We start from the raw sequence: 21,147 nt of genomic DNA, 5'->3' as shown, positions 1-21,147 counted from the left end.
CGTCAAGAATGACTCAAGGATTTTAGTCTAGCCACTTGATGGCGGCCTTAGACATATTTCTGTAATCATGACCAACATTTTTAACCGTGTCAATTTCCCAGTTAAAAGCCCAAGTGCTTGAGCGACTCAACTGAGCATTGGCTTCATAAAAGTTCGAACCACGTTCTAGTCTATGAGCGCCTTGTTGCATTGCCATATCCGTTGTTCTGAAAGTCCCTAAGCTTGGATCATTGTCCAGTTCCCCTAAAAGTATGATCAGCTTCTTTTGATAGGCCAATTCTAAATCAGTTTCACTGACTGCATTCTCTATTCCATAAGGGTATCTGATGTCATCGTTTGGGAAAGAATAGAATCCTGCATTAGCCGCTATGGCAGTTTCAATGCGAGCATCAGGCATAAACATTGTCATTCGATGAACAAATTGTCCACCCGCAGAATGTCCGAAGATGTCATAAGTACTATTGGCTATATCATTAACCGATTTGACGTGGTCGAATATGTTTTCTATGACGGTATATGCCCATTCTTCTTTGGGGTTTTTGGTGCCAAAAAAGGTGAAGAGATTACCTTCTTGGTAATCGTTAGTCGTGTACCTAGCGAACTTGTTTTCGAATTCCGGAACCAAGATGAGTAGGTTATTCTCCTCGGCCATCGTTACCCATGCATCAAGATAATCATCTGCATTTCTTCCACCTCCATGCATCACGAAGACAATTTTATCTCCGCTTTGCCAACCCTCAGGTTTATAGGTCCAAACTCGTATGGACTTCCTTCTACTTTCCTCATAGGCATACATCACAAAGGTGTCTTTCCCATCTAAAATGAGAGTGGGACTGGTGACTTCTGGCCCTTTTGGCAATTTGTATAAATAGATATAGCCAGTAATACCCAGGAGTACAAGGAATACAAAGCTATAGACTAGGGTCTTCCGGATAATGCGCAGGAATTTGTTCATTGACTGAGCTTTTTGGTTGAGATAAAGCAATTGTGCTACCTATCTTTGCTAAGCTAAGGTCATGCCAAAGTGTAGTCTTTTTTGAGCCGAGACTAAATTGGCGAAGAAACATCCACCAAGGTACCATTGGGGTCCTTGAGGAGCATTCTTCTTTGCCCATAGAAAGTGTCGTGTGGCTCGCTTATGATTTCATAGCCCTCTGGAGAGGCTGTTTTAAAGACATCATCAACATTTTCTACAACGAAGGTTATGTAGAAGCCCTGTGGTCTTTTCTGAAATTCATCGGGAATTAACTCGCTGGATTGCAGAATGATACCGAGCTCTAGAGACTTGTCTTTAGAAATTAGGTGTATAAACCAATCGCTGTCATAGTCTATGTTGAAGTCAAAAAGGCTCACATAGAAATCTCTGCTCTTTGCTAAGTCTTCAGAGCAGATGTTGGTCATTAAACGATTAATTACTTCCATATGGTTGATCTATTTTTGTGTATTAGATTGTTATTAAGTGATTATAAAGTGCCTTGAGCAAATGATTGGGGTAGTACTGTTTTATAATATCATTGCAATTAAAGCCATTGTTTAACTCGTAATAAGCAACTTCTGATTTGTCCATTTTCCCATTTTTTCCTCAGCATCGGTATAGAGTGTCGTTTCTATTTGTGACCGTGATGTCGTAGTGATCAATGTGAACAATAAGACAAGTATTGGGCTGATTAATCTGTCGTATACAGTGTTGAGCATTGATTGTTCAGCAGTTAGTTTCTTAGATCAAGAAAGTTGTAAGAAGATAAATACACATATATGGAATTTACAGTTTTTCCAGCCTTTATAGCACCACGCCATTCACCGCTTTCCTTTACCAGTTTTGTTATATGATCTGAAATTTGTGGATGAGGAGACTTAACAATATAGGAGTCAATAATCTGTCCACTTTCAGAGATTAGATAATGAATTTCAATTTTACCAGAAAAGCCCCCTCGTGCCATTTCGCTTGGATATCTCAGAGACTTTCTCAAATAAGAATTCCATGCTGAACTACCCTGAGCGTATTCAGGTGGCAAATTAGTGAGCGCATAGAAAATGCTGTCATTCGATTCAAAATCAACTTTATTTTCAATTTCGCCTTCCTTATTATATTCAAACGAACTAATAATATTTCCTTGGAAATCCGTTTTGTACCAAGTTCCAGTTCTTTTCCCTTTTTTAAAATTACCTATCGTTTTTGCACCGTTCTTAGGATCAAATGAGACAAAGGTTCCATCACGTTTGCCTTTATACAAGAATTCATAATGGACCAGTTTGTCTTCTAACGTGTAAAGTGTCGACTTGCCAATAAAGCTGTTTCGAGTACCTTGTCCCTCTCTTATCTCATAAAAAGAAGCCTTCTTTTTACTTCGGACAGTTTTCAGTTCGCTGTCCAGATAGTATTTCTTTGAATCTTGCGCGAAGGTTAGAGCGGTAATTAAAAGTATAGAAAGTGAGAGGGTGATTTTCATGTCCTGAATTAAAGCATAATGAGTCTTTAAAAAAATAGATTACTGGATTTCAAAAGACTGATACCTTTTTGGTAAGAAATTAAAAAGCCACCCCGGTGTATCGGGATGGCTTATGTGTGAAAAAGGGCTACTCCGTATGAGCAGCCGGAAAGGTTTGCTTACTCACCTTAGGTCTTTTTTATCACCTTCCGAACACCTTTTATAATACCCGCTTTGTCTTGAACCCTTATTAAAATGATACCATTAGGGAGTTCGGAAATGTCAAGGGTTAAGTCACCATCTTTTTGAACCTTCCTATCCTGTATCAACTTGAGTCCGTTTACATTCATCAAGGAGATTTTATCACCTGTAGATAAACCAGTGATTATCAATTCTCCCTGGGTAGGGTTAGGGTAGGTTTTGACACTGACCGAGTGTCCTGTTTTATCGAAAGAGGTTACTATCAGCGTTTGGGAAATGCTAGCCATACACTGATTTGCATCGCGAACTGTCACATTGTAATTGCCATTGGTCAGTCCGCTGAAAGTGCCGCTTCCTTGAAAGTTGGTGCCATCTATAGAATACTCATATGGGCCTGTACCTCCTGTAGCTGTAGCTGAGATGGTATTGTCATCCACTATAACTGCGCTAACCATTAAAACATCAGGTTCTGTAATGGTCAGATTACTGGCCAAAGTACAGTCACTGTCATCTTTGACCACTAAGGTGTAGTTACCTGCAGCTAATCCACTGAAACTAGTTTCCGATTGGAAGTTTGTCCCATCAATAGAGTAGGTCAGTGCACCTGTTCCACCAGAGGCAGTCAGGTCAACAGCACCAGTATTGTCACCATTGCAGGTGAGGTTAGTCACTGTAGTACTCACCTGAATCGCTGCCGGTTGAGTGATGTCAGTGTTCACAATAAATTCACAGCCATTTTCATCCTTAATGGTAACCGTATAATTGCCTGCGGACAGTCCAGTAAAGTTACTTGATGGCTGGAAAGTACTACCATTTAAACTGTATGACAGGTCTCCAGTTCCTCCTGTAGCTGTTACCGTAATTGAACCATCACTATCTCCGTTACAAACCAGCTGGGTTGAAGTAACTGTAGCAGTTAAAGGAGGACGTTGCAGTATTGTGAAGCTGGCATTGGCTTCGCAATTATTAGCATCTCTAACTACTACTGCATATCCTCCTGGTGATAGGTTGTTCAAGTCAATAGAAGAACTAAAGCTTCCACCATTAACACTGTAGGTAAATGGGGCTGTACCTCCAGTTACATCGATTTGAGCAGAACCATCATTTGCACCATTACAAGAAATGTGACTTATGTTGTTGAAACCGGCTCCTAGGACAGAAGGCTCTGTAATTGTGATGCTGGTAGTCACCGTACAACTGTTCACATCTCTTACAACAACAGTGTAAGTTCCTGCTTGAAGGCCACTGAAAGTTTCTGTATTTTGAAAAATGGTGCCATCAATACTGTACTCATATGCACCAGTACCACCTGTTGCTGTAATATCAATTTCACCAGAACCATTTCCATTACAGGTTAGGTCAGTAACACTTGCATTTACTTGTATAGGTGTTGGCTCAGCAACATTAGCTGAGAGAGTCGAAATACAGGAATTGTCATCCTTAATACTGACGGTATAATTACCAGAGCTCAATCCGCTAAAGATATTAGAGGGCTGAAAATCTGTTCCATTGATGCTATAGATCAAAGTGCCAGTGCCCCCTGAGGCGGTAACGGTTATCGTGCCATCACTGCCACCATTACATAAAACAGCAGTTGTCATTGCTGTTCCTGATATGGCGGTTGGTTCAGTAATAGTGAAGTTTGCTATGGTTTCGCAGTCATTGGCATCTTTGATGATTATTGAATAGTTCGCAGGTGACAACCCAGTCAGGTCTACACTAGTATTGAAAGCTCCACTATTAATGCTATAGCTATACGGAGTTGATCCACCAGTTACAGAAATACCTGCTGAACCATTGTCGGCACCATTGCAGGTTGCATCTACGATATTCGTAATGCTCGCCATCAAGATATCAGGTTCAGTGATGGTGACTGTCTGGGTGGTTGTACAATTATTGGCATCAATAACTGTAAGCGTATAGTTGCCCGGTGCTAAATCTGCAAAGGGTCCTGCTTGGAAATTCGTGCCATCTAATGAATATTGATATGGCGCTGTTCCTCCTGAAGTAAATCCTGCGATTTGCCCATCAGCTTCACCATTGCATGTGACATCCACTGCTTCGAAATTGAGCATGATTGCTGTCGGCTCTGCCACAGTGGCGCTGATCGTAGTTGTACAACCCAAAGCGTCTTGCACAGAGATAGTATAACTGCCTGCAGCCAGATTGCTAAAGTTGTCACTACTATTGAAGGTAGTACCATCTATGCTATATGTAAGGCCTCCTGTACCCCCAGAGGCTGATACGTCAATTATACCGTCACTTCCGCCAAAACAGGTTACATTATTGACGGTCGTTTGGACAGAAATGGCCAGAGGTTCTGTGAGCTGGATCGTTGTGCTCTGCTCGCAGTTGTTTCCATCCCTAACCGTTATCGTGTAGCTGTCTGCAGATAGATTGTCAAAAGTAGAGCCGTTCTGATAGTTCATCCCATCAATGCTAAAAGTATATGGTCCCGTTCCTCCGGAAGCGGTAGCAGAGACTTCTCCATTGGTATCACCATTACAAGCAAGTGATTTGGTGATACTTGCACTTAAGACAATTTGGGTAGGTTCTCCAACGGTCGTTTGAACTGATGTTGTACATCCGTTCACATCCGTTACCATAAATATGTAATTACCAGCGCTTAACTCTGTGAATATATTGTTTGTAGTTACAGCCTGTCCGATAATTTCATATTGGTAAACGCCTGTTCCTCCACCGGCTGTTAGCGTGACAACACCATTATCTCCACCGTTGCATATTACGTCAGAAGTTACTGTAGCTACTAGCGTAAGTGGGCTAGGTTCAATGAGTGTATTCGTGATAGAGAAAGTACAATTGGTCGCGTCTTTCACAGTAATAATATAAGTGCCTCCCGAAAGTCCATTAAAAGTGCTACCTGTTTGAAAGGTGCCTCCATTAATCGAATATTCATAAGGGGCAACGCCACCACCTACAGTTGCTACGGTGATGCTGCCGTCTGCACTACCATTACAGAGTGGATCAATAAACGTAGTAGTAGCAGTAATCGCAGAAGGTTCTGTGATTGTAGTCTGAACATCATTGGTACAGCCATTATTGTCCTTGATGGTAATCGTATAAATTCCTGCGGACAGTCCACTAAATAGGGTAGTAGCCTGAAAAGTTGTACCACCATCTATGCTGAACTCATAAGGCGCTTGACCATTAACCGGAGAGGAGATGGTAATTGTACCGTCTACAACCCCACAGCTTGTCGTTGCCGTGGTAGTTATTGTTGCATCCAATGGTAATGCATCAGGTATGGTCACTGTCTCACTAATCTCACAACCATTCGCATCTTGTACATAGATTATTTGATCCCCTGAGCTTAATACACCACTGAAAGTGTCGTTGGGTTGATAAGTAACACCATCGAGACTATATGAATACGGTGCAGTACCGCCCTGTACAGAAATGACTATGCTACCATCATTACCATTTGTACAAGTTGGAGCTGAAATGGTAGCAGGATTAAAGCTTAGAGCAGATGGTTCTTGTATAGTAACTGGAGCTGTGTTTGTTATACATCCATTAGCATCTCGAATGATGAGAGGCTGGTTATTGATTGGGGGGACGTTAGTCAACAAGTTGTTGTCGGGGAACGGGAAAAACTGAACACCATCTCCACTTACTTCATATGGGGCAATACCCCCTGTTATATTCAATGTAATAGTTCCATCTGATGCACCATTACAGGTAATGTCTGTAAAGGATGTAATCACAGGAGTCACGGGACTGGATGGAAAAAATAGGCTGGTAACGACCAGACTATCGCATCCGTTTTGATCTTCGAGTACATCAAGATAAGTACCCTCTTGTGTATATGCGTTATTGCCAATAGTATAAGAATCACCAAAACATACAGCTGGTGTGTTACTGGTGATACTTCCAGTACAACTTGACATTTTAGCTATATACATCCCGCTTTGTCCTGGCGTGTTAACACCAGACCCTGAATTAACATCATTGTTATTACCCGTACTGCCCACATACATTATGTCTCCATTACTGCCAATGACAGCTGCTCTGTTATAACTACCTGGAATTCTATCAAAACCAATTACATCAAAGTTTCTATCCATAGTCATTAAAACGGAGAAGTTCTTATTAATGAGAAAAGTAGGTTTATCTCTAGGGCTTAGGTCCACTTGGTTGGGTCCACTTGCATTGTATTCAGCGACATTTAGATAGATTTTGTCATTTTTTACATCTAATTCTCTAAAGAAGACAGGCATATCTTCTTTACCGCCTAGGACTGTTCCACCACCAAAAACAAGATCCTTTGAATATTTTCCGATGAAAACGCCACGGTTTTGAGCAGTAACGGCATCAAATGTCCCACTTGAATTATCCAGATCAAGTCTATCTCTGGTATTGTCCATTATACCTTCCCAAGCCGTGTTGCTGGCAAAATAGATGCTATCATGTTCGTCAATCGTTACAAACCTGCTGGCAGATACATTGCCTTCGCCAAAGTCGATATGAGCTTGGTAATCGAGGTTGGCATCATATTTCGCTAAGAAGTTTCTGTTTCTATTGGCATTGGTAAGAGATATTTGACCTGCAGCAGGGTCAATATCAATGGTGGCGTTGTTAGCAACATAACCTACAACCACCACATCATTGGTTGAAGTAACATCAATTGCGTTTAAAACACCTTGCCCTCCAAATGTAAAACCCTTGTCATAGCTAAGGTCAGCATTGTATAACCCAACAAATGTTTCAATACTACCATTTGTACCGAATACACCGGTATTATTACCGAATGACATATCAATTTGATCGGTGAGATTTCCGGTTACGGCAATCTGTCCATTTGGTAGCACCTTTATATTTTGACCTTCAACTATTTGAGTAGAACTGGCATAGGCACTGTGCATATGGTTTATTAAGGCACCTGTCTGACCGCTATATCGTGCGATGAAAAAACCTGCTTTGCCTGACTCATCTATGGTTCTTGTTGTGGGATTAGATTGATCAAGGAGTGCCTGATCTTTAAAGGCTGAAAAAATATAGATGTCTCCATTATCAGCCACATCCATTTTAATTCTGTCGCTTCCAGCTTCAACATCTATTATGAATCCCCTATAGTAGGAGCCGTCATCATTATAAATACCAATGGCATAGAAGACAGAACCAGGGTAGTTGGTAGGCCTGCTTGTTCTCAGAAAGCCGTTCTTTGGGTCAAGAGTAACTGATCCAGACGGTTGTAGGAGTACATATGTTCTATTTTGAGGTCCGTCAATAAGGATAGGCGTATTACCTCCTTGTTCAAATGAGTAAACAAAGTCAAAGTTATGCTGCGCATTTAATGTAGATAGACAGCAGCACATGATTAGAAAAATCAATAATCGTTTCATTGCTTAATTGGTTTTAGTAAGGTTAAAAGTGAAAGAGCCGGTAATGCCCGAGGTGCCAGAACGCACACTCCGCACATTGCTCATCTGAAAGGAGAGGGAAAGGGCTGTTGCCGTGATTTCAACAATGGAGACTTCTACATTATCATCTCTTATGAAAGTGTCCAGGTCATCTGGGTTCAGGTCAAAAGTTCCTGATGCAGGCCATGGGTTACCACCATTGACAGTAGCGTAGGTCTTGTCACCTGACACGGTTAAACTAAAACCCGTAAACTGATCGCTTACATTGGTGCCATCATTGATAACACTAGATACATTCCAGGTAGCGGTCAGGTCTATCAACCGTTGCTCACTGGGTGATGGGTCATCGTCTTTGCAACCTAAAACCAAGCAAAAAAGCGCTATTGAGGCATAAAGGATTCTTTTTTTTGAGTAGAGTTGTTTCATATACATTCATTTACCAATGAATGTATTTGACTAGACTAGGAGTTGATTTGACGTATTGAAGAGAGTAGCTTGTGAATCAATGAACGTTCTCTCTGACTTGATGAGTGTTTTACTAAGCTTGAAGGGAATTTAACATTTCTGCCAGCCTTTCTTTTTTTCTGACAGAAATCGGAAGTGCTACTTCATTTTCAAGGTATACCACTCCGCCATCAGCTCTATCAAAGCGTGTTATTTTACTGACATTGACCAAATGAGATCTGTGAGCCCTGAAAAACCCGTTGGGGCTCAGATATTCCTCAAATTCCTTCAGATGTTTCGATACCATAATCTTGCGGTCGTCTGTCAAGTAGAAAACGGTATAACTACCATCAGCCTGGCACCATAGAATATCATCGAGTTTAACGATATGTAAGTTTTCAGATTCTCGAAGTATAATTTTCTTCTTGCCTCTGGAAATCTCATTGATGTTTTCCATTAAGACCGAAAACTGAAAGTTCAGTTTCTCTTTATCAATACTCTTCTGCGCTCGGTCAAGTGCTTTTTTAAGTTCGCTTGAGATTAATGGTTTGAGTAAATAGTCCATCGCGCTAAACTTGAATGCATCAATTGCAAACTGATCGTGAGCGGTTATGAAAATTACATGGAAATCTTGCCGATCGAGTTTTTTCAATAGGTCAAACCCAGTGCCATCGCTCATTTGAATATCGAGAAAAACTAGTTCTGGCTCTAATTCTTCAATGAGTTGGATGCCTGAATCCACACCTCTTGCTTCCCCCAATACTTCTATACCTCCATGATGCTCTAACATGGCCCTTAGGGCATTGATAAAAGGTTTTTCATCGTCAATAATTACGCATTCCATGGCCTATTCTTTTATCAAAGGTAAATTTACAGATACTCTCGTGCCAAGGGCCTGGTTTTGAGAATCGAAAAGATCAGTAATTAAGAAATCGGTTTTCCGCCTGAGCTTTCTCTGAATCAGTTTTAGTCGATCAATGGTGATTTGAGTAGCCATTGATTGGTGTTTAGTCTTTTTATTTAAAAGAGCTGCTTGCTTTCTACCCACTCCATCGTCCTCCACGGTAATCATTACTTGATCGTTTTTCTCATTTATAGTGAGTGTAATATGTCCTTTTGTATCCTTATGTAGAAAACCATGTTCAATGGCGTTTTCTATAAAGGGTTGTGTGAGCATTGGTGGAATGAGTAGCTCATCAGGGTCAATCGTACTATCAGTTTCTACCTTGAAATCAAAAGGGACTTCAAATCTGATCTGCTGTAATTGAATGTAATGGTCTAGAAATTCAAGCTCTTCTTTAAGTGTAATGAGTTCTTCCTTGCTATAATTAAGGATCATACGAGTAAGCCTAGAGAATTTGCCCAAGTAGTCCGAGATTATGGTCGGATCTTCTTTATTATAGATGTATTGCTGTATGGCGCCCATGGCGTTAAAGAGGAAATGTGGATTTAACTGTGTGCGTAACAACCGATTTTCCAATTCCATTACCTGTTTGTTCGATCTGGCCTTCAACGATCTGAGCAGCAGATAAGTAATAATTAGCACTAGTACCGTAATAATGACAGCGATAAAAACCATAATATTTCTTTGTTCAATCTTTAACTCATTTATATCTGCCTCATTTTTCAACCTCAAGATTTCTCGATTTTTTAGCTCGGAATTAAATTCAATCTCTTTCTCGGCAATGATGTCTTTATTTCTTTTGTCTGCGATCTGTTCGAAGGTGGTGTGATACTTTTTGTATGTCGTCAACGCTTCTTCCTTTTGCCCGAGGTTTTCATAAGATTGGGATTGCAATTGATACACGTTTTTCGCAAGCGTATTACCTCCAGGCAGGGTCAAGACCTCATCAGTCAGTTCAATTGCCTTTCTGTGCTCATTCTTGGCAAACAGAATTTGTGCGTATTGCCATTTAACTGCCATGAGGTCTCTTTGCATTTGCGTTTCAAAAAAGATTTGAATGCTTTCTAATATTTCTTTTTCCGCTTGGTCCAAGTTCTGCTGAGCCAAGTGTATCGAGGCCAAAACACTTGCACTTTTTCCAACACCAAAAGGGATGTTGGAGCGCCTAGAAATTGAATTTACCTGGTTGGCATATATGAGTGCAGAGTCATAAACTTCTTCTTTTAAAAAGAGTGCTGATATGTTAAGGAGAGTAGGGAGTTTGTCCATAGGGTTTGGACTGTCCTTAGTGATGACCAGTGCTTTTTGATAGTAAGAGAGTGCCTGATCGCTTAAGTCGGAGGCTGTGAGCACCATACCTAGATTGCTATAGGCTTTTGCCAAAGCTGTTTTGTCAGTGTAACTGTATAGAAGGTCTGCCGACTTTTGATAATAGACTAGAGCTGAATCGAATAGATTTTGAAAATAATAGGAGGTACCAAGCCCTTTATAAGCATCAGCCAAGCTGACTGAGTCCTTTGACCTTACAAAATGAGTAGCCGACTTTTGATAGAGGTAGATCGCTGAGTCAAATTGACTGGCCATTTCGAATGCACTTGCTCTTATCCTGAATGCCGTACCAAGTTGATTGTCATTATTTAATTTATGAGCAATACTGACCAAGCTATTTGTCAATATTCGAATACTATCTGCTCTGCGTCCATTCTTTTCAATACGAGTTACTAGTTTTTTGAATTCAGCATCAAGATCTTCTTGCCCTATGGTTTCTGGCTTCACCTCATCTTTCTGACAAGAAAAAAGAGTGATCGTCAGTAAAATGAAGATTGAACTTAACCGATTAAACATCTAGCAATTAAGTAAAAACTGTTAAGATATATAAGCCTAGATAATCTATATAGGGCTTGGTCGGATTAGCGTTGCTCGGTAGTTGATAAGCGTTTGTTTTTTAGCAATAAGTGTGGGGTTTCGATTCTGTTGATAAAGAAAAACCACCCCGATATATCGAGGTGGCCTATGTGTGAAAAAGGGCTACTCCGTATGAGTAGCCTAAATATGTGTGTCCTCAACCATTGGACTAGTTCATTTTAATGACTCTTCTTTTGGCAATAGTTTTACCAACTTGATTTTTGATTACTACCAAGAACACACCCTGTCTGACATTCGAAATGTCATACTTCAGGTCCTTTTGACTCTTCTCAACCAATACCTGATCCATCAGGTGTCCATTTAAGTTTATGAGACTAATTTGGTCTCCTCTATTTACTTCCGAAATAATGAAGTAATTCTGTGCAGGGTTTGGATAGGTAGATATTGATTTACCTGCAAAAGGATCATCTATTGATGTTATAATCAGTGCTTGACTTATACTGGCGGTACATCCATTGTCATCGATAACCGTGATCGTGTAAGTACCATTGGTCAGCCCTTCAAATGTAGGAGATGATTGGAAGTTGTTACCATCAATTGAATAACGGTAGGGGGCGGTTCCTCCAGTGGCACTAGCCGAGATTGTATTGTCATCCACTAGTGATGCGGAAACGCTTAAGGCACTAGGTTCGGCAATATTGGCTGAAACACTGGTCGTACATCCATTGGCGTCACGTATGGTCACCGTGTACGCATCTGCCGATAGGCCTGTGAATGTTGAACTGCTTTGGAAAGTACTTCCATCAAGGCTGTATTCTAACGTTCCTGTTCCTCCTGAAGCATTGATCGTGATTTCCCCGGTCATGGCTCCATTACAAGTCACATCGACTCTCGATGAGGTCGCTGCAAGTGCTACGGGTTCTGATATACTTATAGATAACATTGCGGAGCAGCTATTATCGTCCTCGACCGTGATGGAATAGCTACCAGCAGCTAAACCTGAAAATGTGGAGCTAGATTGGAATGTGGTACCATCAATACTGTAAGAAAAGTTTCCAGTACCTCCAGTAGCAGCGATTGTCACAGAACCATCAGTACCACCGTTGCAAGAAACGTTTGTAATGGTTTCTGTTAAGCTTATAACAGCTGGTTCATTTACTGCAGCTGTAACAGTTCCGGTACACATGTTATTATCTCTAATAGTAATAGTGTAACTGCCTGCGGCTAGCTGATCAAAACTAGATACGGAGCTGAAGTTAGTACCATCAATAGAGTATTGATATGGACCTGTTCCACCCGTTGCGACAACAGAGATTTCGCCATCACTTTCACCGTTGCAGGAGATATGACTAATTGTTTCACTTCCTGAAATTACATCCGGTTGATTCACGGATACCGATACTACTTGAGTACAAAGGTTACTATCCCTTATGGTGACAAGGTATGTGCCTGCTACCAACTGGTCAAAAGTGGAGGTTGTACTAAAAGTCATGCCATCAGCAGAGTATTCGTAAGGGCCAGTTCCTCCAGAACCTACAAGAGAAAACGATCCATCTGATAGTCCGTTGCAACTGACATCTGTTACAGTACTTGTAGCTGATAGTTCAGCTGGTGAAGTGATTTGTACCATAATAGATTCAGTACATTGGTTTGCATCCCTCACTGTTAAAGTGTGGTTACCAGCTGATAATTGATCGAAGGTGTTACTGCTAACGAAATTAGTACCATCGATACTGTATTCTAGAGGTGCGGTGCCACCGGATCCGGTGACAGTCACACTTCCATTGGTATCTCCGAAACAAGTCAGGTCAGTTTGACTGCTGATGGAAATGCCTAAGGCATCAGGTTCAGTAATATCGAAGTTCTGAACGACTTCACAAGCATTGGCATCTCTAATCACCACTGTATAAGAGTCTGCAGCTAAGTTGGTTAAATCGATGGATGTGTTGAAATTCTGTCCATCAAGGCTAAAAGTATATGGAGTAGAACCACCAGATACAGTTAGTGCTGCGCTACCATCACCTGATCCATTACAAGAGACGTTGGTCACTGTTATAGCACTGGTCAGCACTGCTGGCTCGATAATATCGACTGATGCCGTGGTCGTGCAGTTGTTCGCATCTAATACGGTCAAAGTATAGTTTCCAGATGATAATCCACTGAACGCAGTCGATTGAAAGGTGTTTCCATCTAGACTGTATTGGTAAGGGCCGGTGCCTCCACTCGCTATTCCCGCAATTTGTCCATCATTCGCTCCATTGCAAGTAATATCTACAGCTTCAAAATTTAGACTTAAAGCATCAGGTTCGGTGATTTCCACCTGTGCTGAGCCAGTGCAGTTGTTACCATCTTGTACGGTGATGGTATAACTTCCCGGACTCAGGTTTGAGAATGCATTGGCGCTGCTGAAGTTCACACCATCAATTGAGTACATATAGTTCCCAGAACCGCCACTCGCCATGGCAGTAATAGAGCCATCATCGCTACCATTACAGCTTATGTCGCTCGTTGTTAATGTGGGCACGATGGCTGTAGGCTCAGTAATGCTGAAGTTCGCCATGACATCACATGCATTTGCATCCCTGACGTGAACGGCATATGAACCAGCGGCCAAATTGGTGAGATCGGGTAGGTTACTTGAGAAATTTTGCCCATCAAGACTGTATGTATAGGGGGCAGTTCCTCCAGTGGTAGATAATACAGCCAGACCATCCGATGCTCCATTGCATGAGGCATTATTGGTTACACTTACTGACGCTATCAATGCATTGGGTCCTGTTATCGTGATGATTTTGCTGTCGGTACAGTTATTCGCGTCTTGAACCATCACAGTATAACTTCCAGCTGAGAGGCCTGTGAAAGGCGTTGTTTGAAAGGTAGTTCCCCCATCAATTGAATAAGCGTAAGGTGCTGTTCCACCCATTGCACCACCAACTATTTGACCATCCGTAGCTCCGTTGCAACTGATACTAATCTCTGTAGGGAATACCTCTAGAATATCTGGTTCTGATACAGTTGCATTGAATGTATAAACACAATTAGCTCCCGATTCCCTAATGGATACGGTATAGTTGCCCGAAGCCAATTGGCTAAAAGAATTATTAGCACTGAAATTGGTACCATCCAAACTATACTCAAAAGACGTACTTGTCGTAGAAGTAGGGGTGACGGTAATTGTACCATCTGTGTCTCCGTTACAAGAAACACCTGTTGACACGAGATCAGCTGTTATAGGGGCTGGATCGGTAATGGTAAAGCCATTGATGGACAAAGTGCAGCCATTTGCATCTCTAATTCTAATAGTCGGCACAGTCAAAGCCCCAAGGTTCTCGAACATATTGTTTGGAGGTAAAGGGAAAAACTGTGTGCCATCATTGCTCAACTCATAAGGTGCTGTACCACCGCTAATGCTGAAAAGCACACTGCCATCATTTGCACCAGCACATGTAGGGTTTGTAACAGTTACTATGGCACCGCTGAGTGGAGCTGGTTCTGTGATAGTCACCTGACTAGTAACTGTACAGTTATTGTCGTCTTTTACAGTGATTGTATAGGTATTTGGTCCTAAGCCAGCGAAAGTATTGCCAGAAGTAAAAGTAGTTCCATCTATAGAGTACTCCAGATTTCCAGTGCCACCACTAGCATTCACCGTAATGGCCCCGTCTGTATTGCCGTTACAAGTTATCTGTTGATCAATGTTGGCCATCACAGTAATTGCAGGAGCCTCTTGAACGGTAGTGTTGATCACTGTGGTACAATTCGATGCGTCTCTAATGGTTACATTATATGCGCCACCCGAAAGGGATGTGAAGCTGGTATTGGTTGTAAAGTTTACCCCATCAATTGAATATTGATATGGAGCCACTCCACCGGTAACATTTGTGACATCTATTGATCCATTACTATCTCCGTTACATAAGATATCAGTAGTGCTAAGTGTGCCTGTAATACTTGAAGGTTCTGTTATCGTGACGCTAACAGTTCCTTGGCAATTACCAGTATTGATGTGTGCTGGCGTAATGTCTCTTATATCTACAGTATAAACACCAGCTGCTAAACCAGTAAAACTTGGGCTAGTCTGATAATTTACACCATCGATACTGTATTCAACAAAAGTAATGTTCACGCCACCCTTTCGAGGGTTCGAAAGTGTGAATGCACCATCCGAGTTTCCACAACCAGAGGCATTAGAATCAACGGTTACATCAGCACTAAGTGGAGCTGATTCCGGAACGGTAACAGTATTGGTGACGATGCATCCATTTCCGTCTACGGCCTCTACCTCATAAGCTCCGGGAGCCAGGTTTTCAATACGGAAATCTGGTGTGGTTGTTCCCCGCAGTCGGATTCTTATAGGTCCTGTACCACCACTTGCAAGGTTGATTTGAATTTGCCCGTCTGAATTTCCAATACATGATGGAGGGAGCGCCTGAAATGTGATGTTGATTGGTGATGGTTCTACAATGGTAATGGAACTAGTGGTGCTACAGCTATTTGCATCCAAAACGGTCACTGTATAGGTGCCAGCTGATAACTGATTGAAAGTATCAGAGGAGCCAAAATTAACGCCATCTATGGAATAGGTGTAAGGAGCTGTTCCCCCTGCAGGTAGGATGCTAAGGGACCCATCGCTTAAACCATTACAGCTAATATCGGTCACTGTTGCAGTAACTGATAATGCTGTCGGAGCGGCCAATGTAATATTTGTAGAGAACACACAACCATTGGCATCTCTAACATCTATGGTGTTGCTTCCATCAATAAGACCTGTTAGGGTGGAATTTGATGAATATGTATTGTCAGTAGATAGCTTATACTCATATGGTCCTACGCCACCCGAGGCCGTGACGGTCACTATGCCATCCGCACTATTATTACATAAAGGTTCTTGATCTATGGCAACAGTTGTCGCAATTGGTGTTGGATCAGTCAAGGTAATATTGAATGATGTTGTACAGCCGCCTGCATCAAGAACATCTATCTGATAATTGCCTGCAGTTAGTCCAGTGTAAGGGATACTAGTCAAATTACCCTGATTGTTACCGTTAATAGTGACCGTAGGAATTGAGGATGAATTGGTTGGGATAAAGCCTGTGAATTGAAATGATCCATCGCTAGCCCCAGCACATGTGGGATCTGTAGTCTCAATGGTGCCACTACCGGTCGGTTCATTGATAGTTTCTGATAGTGTGATGGAACACCCATTACCATCTTCTATGATTATGTCATAGTTTCCAGTAGCTAATCCGGTGAAAGTACCACTGGTTTGAAAAGAGTTACCACCGTCAATACTAAATTGATAATTACCGTCACCTCCAGAAATATTAGCAACACTAATTACTCCGTCTGTTGCACCATTACAATTAGAGACATCTGAATCTACGCTAGTGGTACCCGTAATCGCGGCAGGTTCTGTGATAGTGACGGTTTTGGTTTCAAGACAGCCTGGAAAGCCAGTTGGAAGTGTGCTGACATCATAGGTGCCAGCGGCTAGGTTACTAAATGTTGGTGAAGACTGGAAATTGACTCCATCGATTGAATATGTGTATGTTCCTACACTTCCACTTGCCGATACTGTGATACTTCCATCACTTGTCTCATTACAAGATGCATTCACAGTGGTAATTGAGGTAACTAGTGCTGATGGGGGACCCGCGACAGCTACTGCCGGACTTGGTATACTGCAGCCGTTTGCATCTACAATGTCATATGTACCGGCAGCAATAGAAGTGTTTCCTGGTACATTGGTTTGTGTGAAGTTATTCCCATTGAAATTGGCAATAATATTTCCTCCTTGTTGCAGGGTGTAAGGAGCCGTTCCACCCGAGACATCCCATCCATAAGTCCCATCGTCAATACCAAAGCAGCTTATTGCTGTGCTTATTATTGCTGCTGTGAGAGGAGCTGGTTCGGTAATATCAAAAGTCTGTGTAGAAATACAATTGTTGCCATCTCTTACATACATAGTGTAATTTCCAGCTGAAAGGTTTGGGAAGCTATTGCTACTACTAAAGTTTACACCATCTAAACTGAAGGCAATAGGAAGTACAGTGCCACTGCCAATTACAGTTCCGAACACATGCGCATTACTACCACCATTGCAGGTTATATCGGCTACTTGATTGATTGCTATAGTCCGGGGAACGTATGCACCAATTGTAATCGTAGCGTTAGAGGTACAACCGTTGGCATCTTCCACCGATGCGGTATATGTACCTGCAGCCAGGCCACTAAAGGTATCCGTAGTACCAAATCTTGATCCTTCGAATGAATAACTATAAGGAGCTGTGCCTCCGAAGCCTGAAAGAGTGACCGTACCATCATTACCGTTGCAAGTTTCATCCACTGTCGTGGATGAGAGGCCCAATGCAGAAGGTTGCGTAAGAAGGAAGCTATTAATTGTGAAGGTATCTCCATTTGCATCTCTTACAACAATATTGTATAGGTTGAAAGACAATCCTGTATATACAAGGGTATTTTGAAAACCTGTATTTGAACCTACTATGGCAGTTTCATAAGGCGCTACACCACCTGTGACTTCTATTTCAAATGAGCCGTCTGAGGCCCCGTTACAACTTGGATTTACCACATTAATCAGTTGTGCACTGAGGTTGGTAGTCGCTGGTACATTGTCATTTAAAGCATACCCAATTTGGATGCCAAGAGTGAGAAGAATTCCCAAAAAGACAGTTTTTCTAATCGTGTCCATGCTTAGTTAGTTTTGGTTAGAGAGAAAGTGAATGATCCGGTGATGCCGCTTCTGAGATTAGCTATGCTGCGGATGCCATTGACTTGAAAACGCAATGACATGCTCGAATCAGAAATAGATACAATGGTAATGTTTGTATTACCGTCCCTTACAATTGTATCCAGGGCATCCTCTTGAATGTCAAATGTGCCGCTGGCTGGCCATGGGTTACCACCATTTGTTGTGGTATAGGTCTTTTCAATTGTAAAGGCCAGCTGAAAACCGTTGAATTGATTGGTGACATCAGTGCCGTCATTTGTGACACTTTGAACCGTCCATGTTCCAGCTAGATTGTTGATCCGCTGGGCTAAAGGATTGGGGTCATCATCTTTACATCCCCAAAGCATTATGCTAAACACTAGCAGTAATGCAAAAGCTTTAAAAAAATAGATAGGTGATTTTTTCATCTTTAAAATCAAGTTTTGGTATAACTGGATTAAAAGATGAGTTGAAAAGACCTCTCAAATGAGGGTAATGTATGAAGTCAAGGATTGGTTTTGTGAAAACCCAAATTCGATTGATGGGGTATTGAACTTATCCTAACATGGACTTGAGCTGGTCGTTGCTGATTGAAATCGTGAGGCTATTTCCGCCTTTGAATATCAATGCGTTTTCGTTTTTGTCATAACGAGTCACAAGATCACTATTCACTAGAAACGACCTGTGTATTCTGAAGAAACTGAAACCGCTAAGCATTTGCTCATATTCCTTAAGATTCTTAGAAATCATTAGTGTTTCTCCATTCGTTAAGTGAAAGCCAGTATAACTGCCCTCAGCACTTAACCAAAGAATCTCCTCTATATCAAGAGCGTAGACGTTGTTCAGGTCTCGAAGTACGATTCTTGATTTTCTTTGATTTTGGCCAACGTGAGACTGGAGGTTATCCAACTGTAGTTGAAATAAACCGCTTTTGTGCCTTTCTCGTGCTTTATCGATCGCTTCTTGAAGTCTTGTGGTTTCTACTGGTTTTACAATGTAGTCAACTGCACTAAAGTTGAAAGCTTCAAGAGCATGTTCATCATGTGCTGTGATGAAGATGGTATAGGGGCAATGTCCCTTGATTTTACTCAGCAAATCGAAACCAGTACCATCTTCCATTTGAATATCCAGAAAAATCAGATCTGGATTGAATTCTTTGATCATGTTCAATCCCTCTAGCACTCCGGTAGAAGTACCCAAAATCTCAACGTCCTTGGCTACATGACTGATCAGTTTTTTCAGACTTCGATGCACATACAGTTCATCGTCAATAATCAATGCTTTCATATCGCTGGAAGGTTAAGGGTTACTCGGGTACCAGAACGCTCAATGTTCAGTCTTGAAAGATCCAAGATTTCCATGGTGGCCATCTTCCCAGTCTGTTTAGCCCAAAACTTGAGTCTTCCTTTGGTCAATTCCAATGCTTTCGACTTACCCGTCCTCTCATTTTCTCTCCTTGTCCTTTCTATACCAAGTCCATTATCCTCTATCGCCAGACTCAACCCACTTGCGGTACACTTTATATCAATGGTTATCTTGTTTGATCCTAATCGATTCTTAAAACCATGTTCTAGGGAGTTCTCAACTAGCGGCTGTGTGATAAGAGGAGGAAGGGAGAAATCGGACAAGTTTATATTTTCTAATCCCTCAAATTGGTAATCAAATTTATCACCAAACCGAAGTTTTTGAAGATCGAGGTAATTACGGCAGAAATCCAACTCGTCTTGCAATGATATGCTATCCAGTTCAGTATAATTCAACATCTGACGAGTGAGGGTTGAAAATCTGGCCAGGTAATTTGAGGTCTTTATTGGGTCTTCCTCTTGTAGTATTAATTCCTGGATGGCCCCGAGTGCATTGAATATAAAGTGTGGGTTTAGTTGAGCACTGGCTAGTTTCTGGCGTGCCATCATTTCCTTATGGAGCGCCTTTATCGTGCGTTGGCGGTAAATAAAGTAAATGAGCAAGGAGATTAACACGGCACCCAATACAGCAAGGGTAATCAATAAATTTTTCCTGCGAATCGTATCAGTTTGACTTTGAGAAATTGCCTCTAACGTTTGAATCTGTTGATTTTTCAACTCTGTATCGAAACGAAATTGCTGTTGAGCGATCAGTTGGTCGTTCCTCCTTTGGTTTAAAAGGCTAAAGGCTTCTATATAGTCTTTGTATGCAGATAGGGCTTCGGTCCGCTTACCTTGTGCTTCGAGAATATCCGCTCGAATCTGGAGAAGGTCCACATTGAGTTCTTCTAAGGAGTTCTCCTCTAAGGTCTCGTCCACCATGGATAATGCCTCTTTGAATTTGTTTGACTTAAATAAGATGCGGGCCATCAAGTAGCGTTGGCCCCGTGCGTCTCGCTCCAACTTTAGGTTTTCGTAAATACTCTCTCCTAACTGAGCCTCCTCATAAGCCCTGTCCAAATCGCCAAGAGCACTATAGGACTGGGAAAGGATGTATGTAGATTTTGCGATGCCATATTGCAGATCGACTTCTTCAGACTTTTGCTTGACCATGGATGCATAGTAAATAGCAGAATCATATCGTTCTTGCTTCAGGTAAGAGAGTGATAAGTTGGAAAGTGGCGCTAACTCAAGGGAGATGGAGTTTTCAGCAAGAGCAATATCTATGGCTTTTTGATAATAGGATCTGGCCTCTTCATGAATGGAGGCTTCCATAAGAACCATACCAACGTTACTGTAGGCTTTGCTTAGTGAAGGTTTGTCCTGAGCATTGAGTGTGATAGATAGGACTTCTTGATAGCTCTGGAGTGATAGATCGTGGAGGCCAAGATACAAATAGCAGGTTCCAAGGCCTCTAAGACTCACACTAAGGTTAGTGGTGTCTCCACTATCTGCCAAGAGATCCTTAGCTTCTTCATAGTTAGTTATAGCTGAGTCGTATTGTTCTTTAAGTTCAAAAGCCGATGCTTTTGTGTTATAAGCTATTCCAAGGTATTGCGATTGACCGATTGATTCTGCCAGATCTAACATTTCCTCGGCAAAAACCATAGTGCTGTCAGCGGCTCTAAAATTATCTCTTACTCTTTTTTCAAGAAGTCGAAACGACTCGATGAGTTCTTTGCTAGACTCCGATACATTACGAGCTCCCTGATTTTGGCATGAGAATAAGAGTGCAAATAGGATCAGTAAGTGAAATGTTTTTAGCCTAGGCATGGGGCAATTTTACGAAAAG

At 41.6% G+C, this 21,147-nt stretch carries 11 protein-coding genes; all 11 read right to left on the bottom strand.

The genetic code is table 11. The features are described 5' to 3' along the window. Positions 1-22 precede the first annotated feature (22 nt). Positions 23-955 (bottom strand): hypothetical protein, encoded by a 933-nt coding sequence (locus BFP97_RS07030; RefSeq protein WP_069841734.1) that lies wholly within the window; start codon positions 953-955, stop codon positions 23-25. A 92-nt stretch (positions 956-1,047) separates the two neighbouring features. Beyond that, positions 1,048-1,422, bottom strand: coding sequence for a VOC family protein (locus BFP97_RS07025; protein WP_069841733.1), 375 nt, complete (start codon positions 1,420-1,422; stop codon positions 1,048-1,050). Positions 1,423-1,709: 287 nt separating this feature from the next. Further along, entirely contained in the window at positions 1,710-2,450 is a 741-nt protein-coding gene (locus tag BFP97_RS07020) for an energy transducer TonB (RefSeq protein WP_069841732.1), read from the bottom strand. A gap of 167 nt (positions 2,451-2,617) precedes the next feature. Then, positions 2,618-7,993 carry a T9SS type A sorting domain-containing protein gene (locus BFP97_RS07015; protein ID WP_083262464.1) on the bottom strand — a complete coding sequence of 1,792 codons (5,376 nt, stop codon included), beginning with the start codon at positions 7,991-7,993 and terminating at the stop codon, positions 2,618-2,620. Between the two features lie 3 nt (positions 7,994-7,996). Continuing rightward, complete coding sequence (locus tag BFP97_RS07010) at positions 7,997-8,437, bottom strand: hypothetical protein (protein ID WP_069841730.1); 441 nt, start codon at positions 8,435-8,437, stop codon at positions 7,997-7,999. A gap of 112 nt (positions 8,438-8,549) precedes the next feature. Continuing rightward, the gene (locus tag BFP97_RS07005; protein ID WP_069841729.1) at positions 8,550-9,299 is read right to left on the bottom strand and encodes a LytR/AlgR family response regulator transcription factor; all 750 of its coding nucleotides are present in this window, start codon (positions 9,297-9,299) and stop codon (positions 8,550-8,552) included. Positions 9,300-9,302: 3 nt separating this feature from the next. Further along, on the bottom strand, positions 9,303-11,204 hold the full coding sequence (locus tag BFP97_RS07000; protein ID WP_069841728.1) for a histidine kinase: 1,902 nt from the start codon (positions 11,202-11,204) through the stop codon (positions 9,303-9,305). Positions 11,205-11,433: 229 nt separating this feature from the next. Further along, the gene (locus BFP97_RS20620) at positions 11,434-17,934 is read right to left on the bottom strand and encodes a T9SS type A sorting domain-containing protein (protein ID WP_069841727.1); all 6,501 of its coding nucleotides are present in this window, start codon (positions 17,932-17,934) and stop codon (positions 11,434-11,436) included. 2 nt (positions 17,935-17,936) lie between these two features. Next, complete coding sequence (locus tag BFP97_RS06990) at positions 17,937-18,380, bottom strand: lipocalin family protein (protein ID WP_069841726.1); 444 nt, start codon at positions 18,378-18,380, stop codon at positions 17,937-17,939. 127 nt (positions 18,381-18,507) lie between these two features. After that, entirely contained in the window at positions 18,508-19,239 is a 732-nt protein-coding gene (locus tag BFP97_RS06985) for a LytR/AlgR family response regulator transcription factor (protein WP_069841725.1), read from the bottom strand. After that, on the bottom strand, positions 19,236-21,128 hold the full coding sequence (locus BFP97_RS06980; protein ID WP_069841724.1) for a histidine kinase: 1,893 nt from the start codon (positions 21,126-21,128) through the stop codon (positions 19,236-19,238). The genes BFP97_RS06985 and BFP97_RS06980 overlap by 4 nt, the downstream gene beginning before the upstream one ends. Positions 21,129-21,147: the final 19 nt, after the last annotated feature.

The organism is Roseivirga sp. 4D4 (genome assembly GCF_001747095.1).
In the GTDB taxonomy this organism is placed as follows: Bacteria; Bacteroidota; Bacteroidia; order Cytophagales; family Cyclobacteriaceae; genus Roseivirga.
Note: the sequence above shows the minus strand (reverse complement) of the source record. Positions and strands in the feature narration are given on the sequence as shown.

Excerpts from the sequence above, each read along its gene's own strand:
- BFP97_RS06980 (WP_069841724.1), bottom strand. The coding sequence starts at position 21,128 with ATGCCTAGGCTAAAAACATTTCACTTACTGATCCTATTTGCACTCTTA.
- BFP97_RS06990 (WP_069841726.1), bottom strand. The coding sequence starts at position 18,380 with ATGAAAAAATCACCTATCTATTTTTTTAAAGCTTTTGCATTACTGCTA.
- BFP97_RS06985 (WP_069841725.1), bottom strand. The coding sequence starts at position 19,239 with ATGAAAGCATTGATTATTGACGATGAACTGTATGTGCATCGAAGTCTG.
- BFP97_RS07025 (WP_069841733.1), bottom strand. The coding sequence starts at position 1,422 with ATGGAAGTAATTAATCGTTTAATGACCAACATCTGCTCTGAAGACTTA.
- BFP97_RS07000 (WP_069841728.1), bottom strand. The coding sequence starts at position 11,204 with ATGTTTAATCGGTTAAGTTCAATCTTCATTTTACTGACGATCACTCTT.
- BFP97_RS07030 (WP_069841734.1), bottom strand. The coding sequence starts at position 955 with ATGAACAAATTCCTGCGCATTATCCGGAAGACCCTAGTCTATAGCTTT.
- BFP97_RS20620 (WP_069841727.1), bottom strand. The coding sequence starts at position 17,934 with ATGGACACGATTAGAAAAACTGTCTTTTTGGGAATTCTTCTCACTCTT.
- BFP97_RS07010 (WP_069841730.1), bottom strand. The coding sequence starts at position 8,437 with ATGAAACAACTCTACTCAAAAAAAAGAATCCTTTATGCCTCAATAGCG.
- BFP97_RS07020 (WP_069841732.1), bottom strand. The coding sequence starts at position 2,450 with ATGAAAATCACCCTCTCACTTTCTATACTTTTAATTACCGCTCTAACC.
- BFP97_RS07005 (WP_069841729.1), bottom strand. The coding sequence starts at position 9,299 with ATGGAATGCGTAATTATTGACGATGAAAAACCTTTTATCAATGCCCTA.
- BFP97_RS07015 (WP_083262464.1), bottom strand. The coding sequence starts at position 7,993 with ATGAAACGATTATTGATTTTTCTAATCATGTGCTGCTGTCTATCTACA.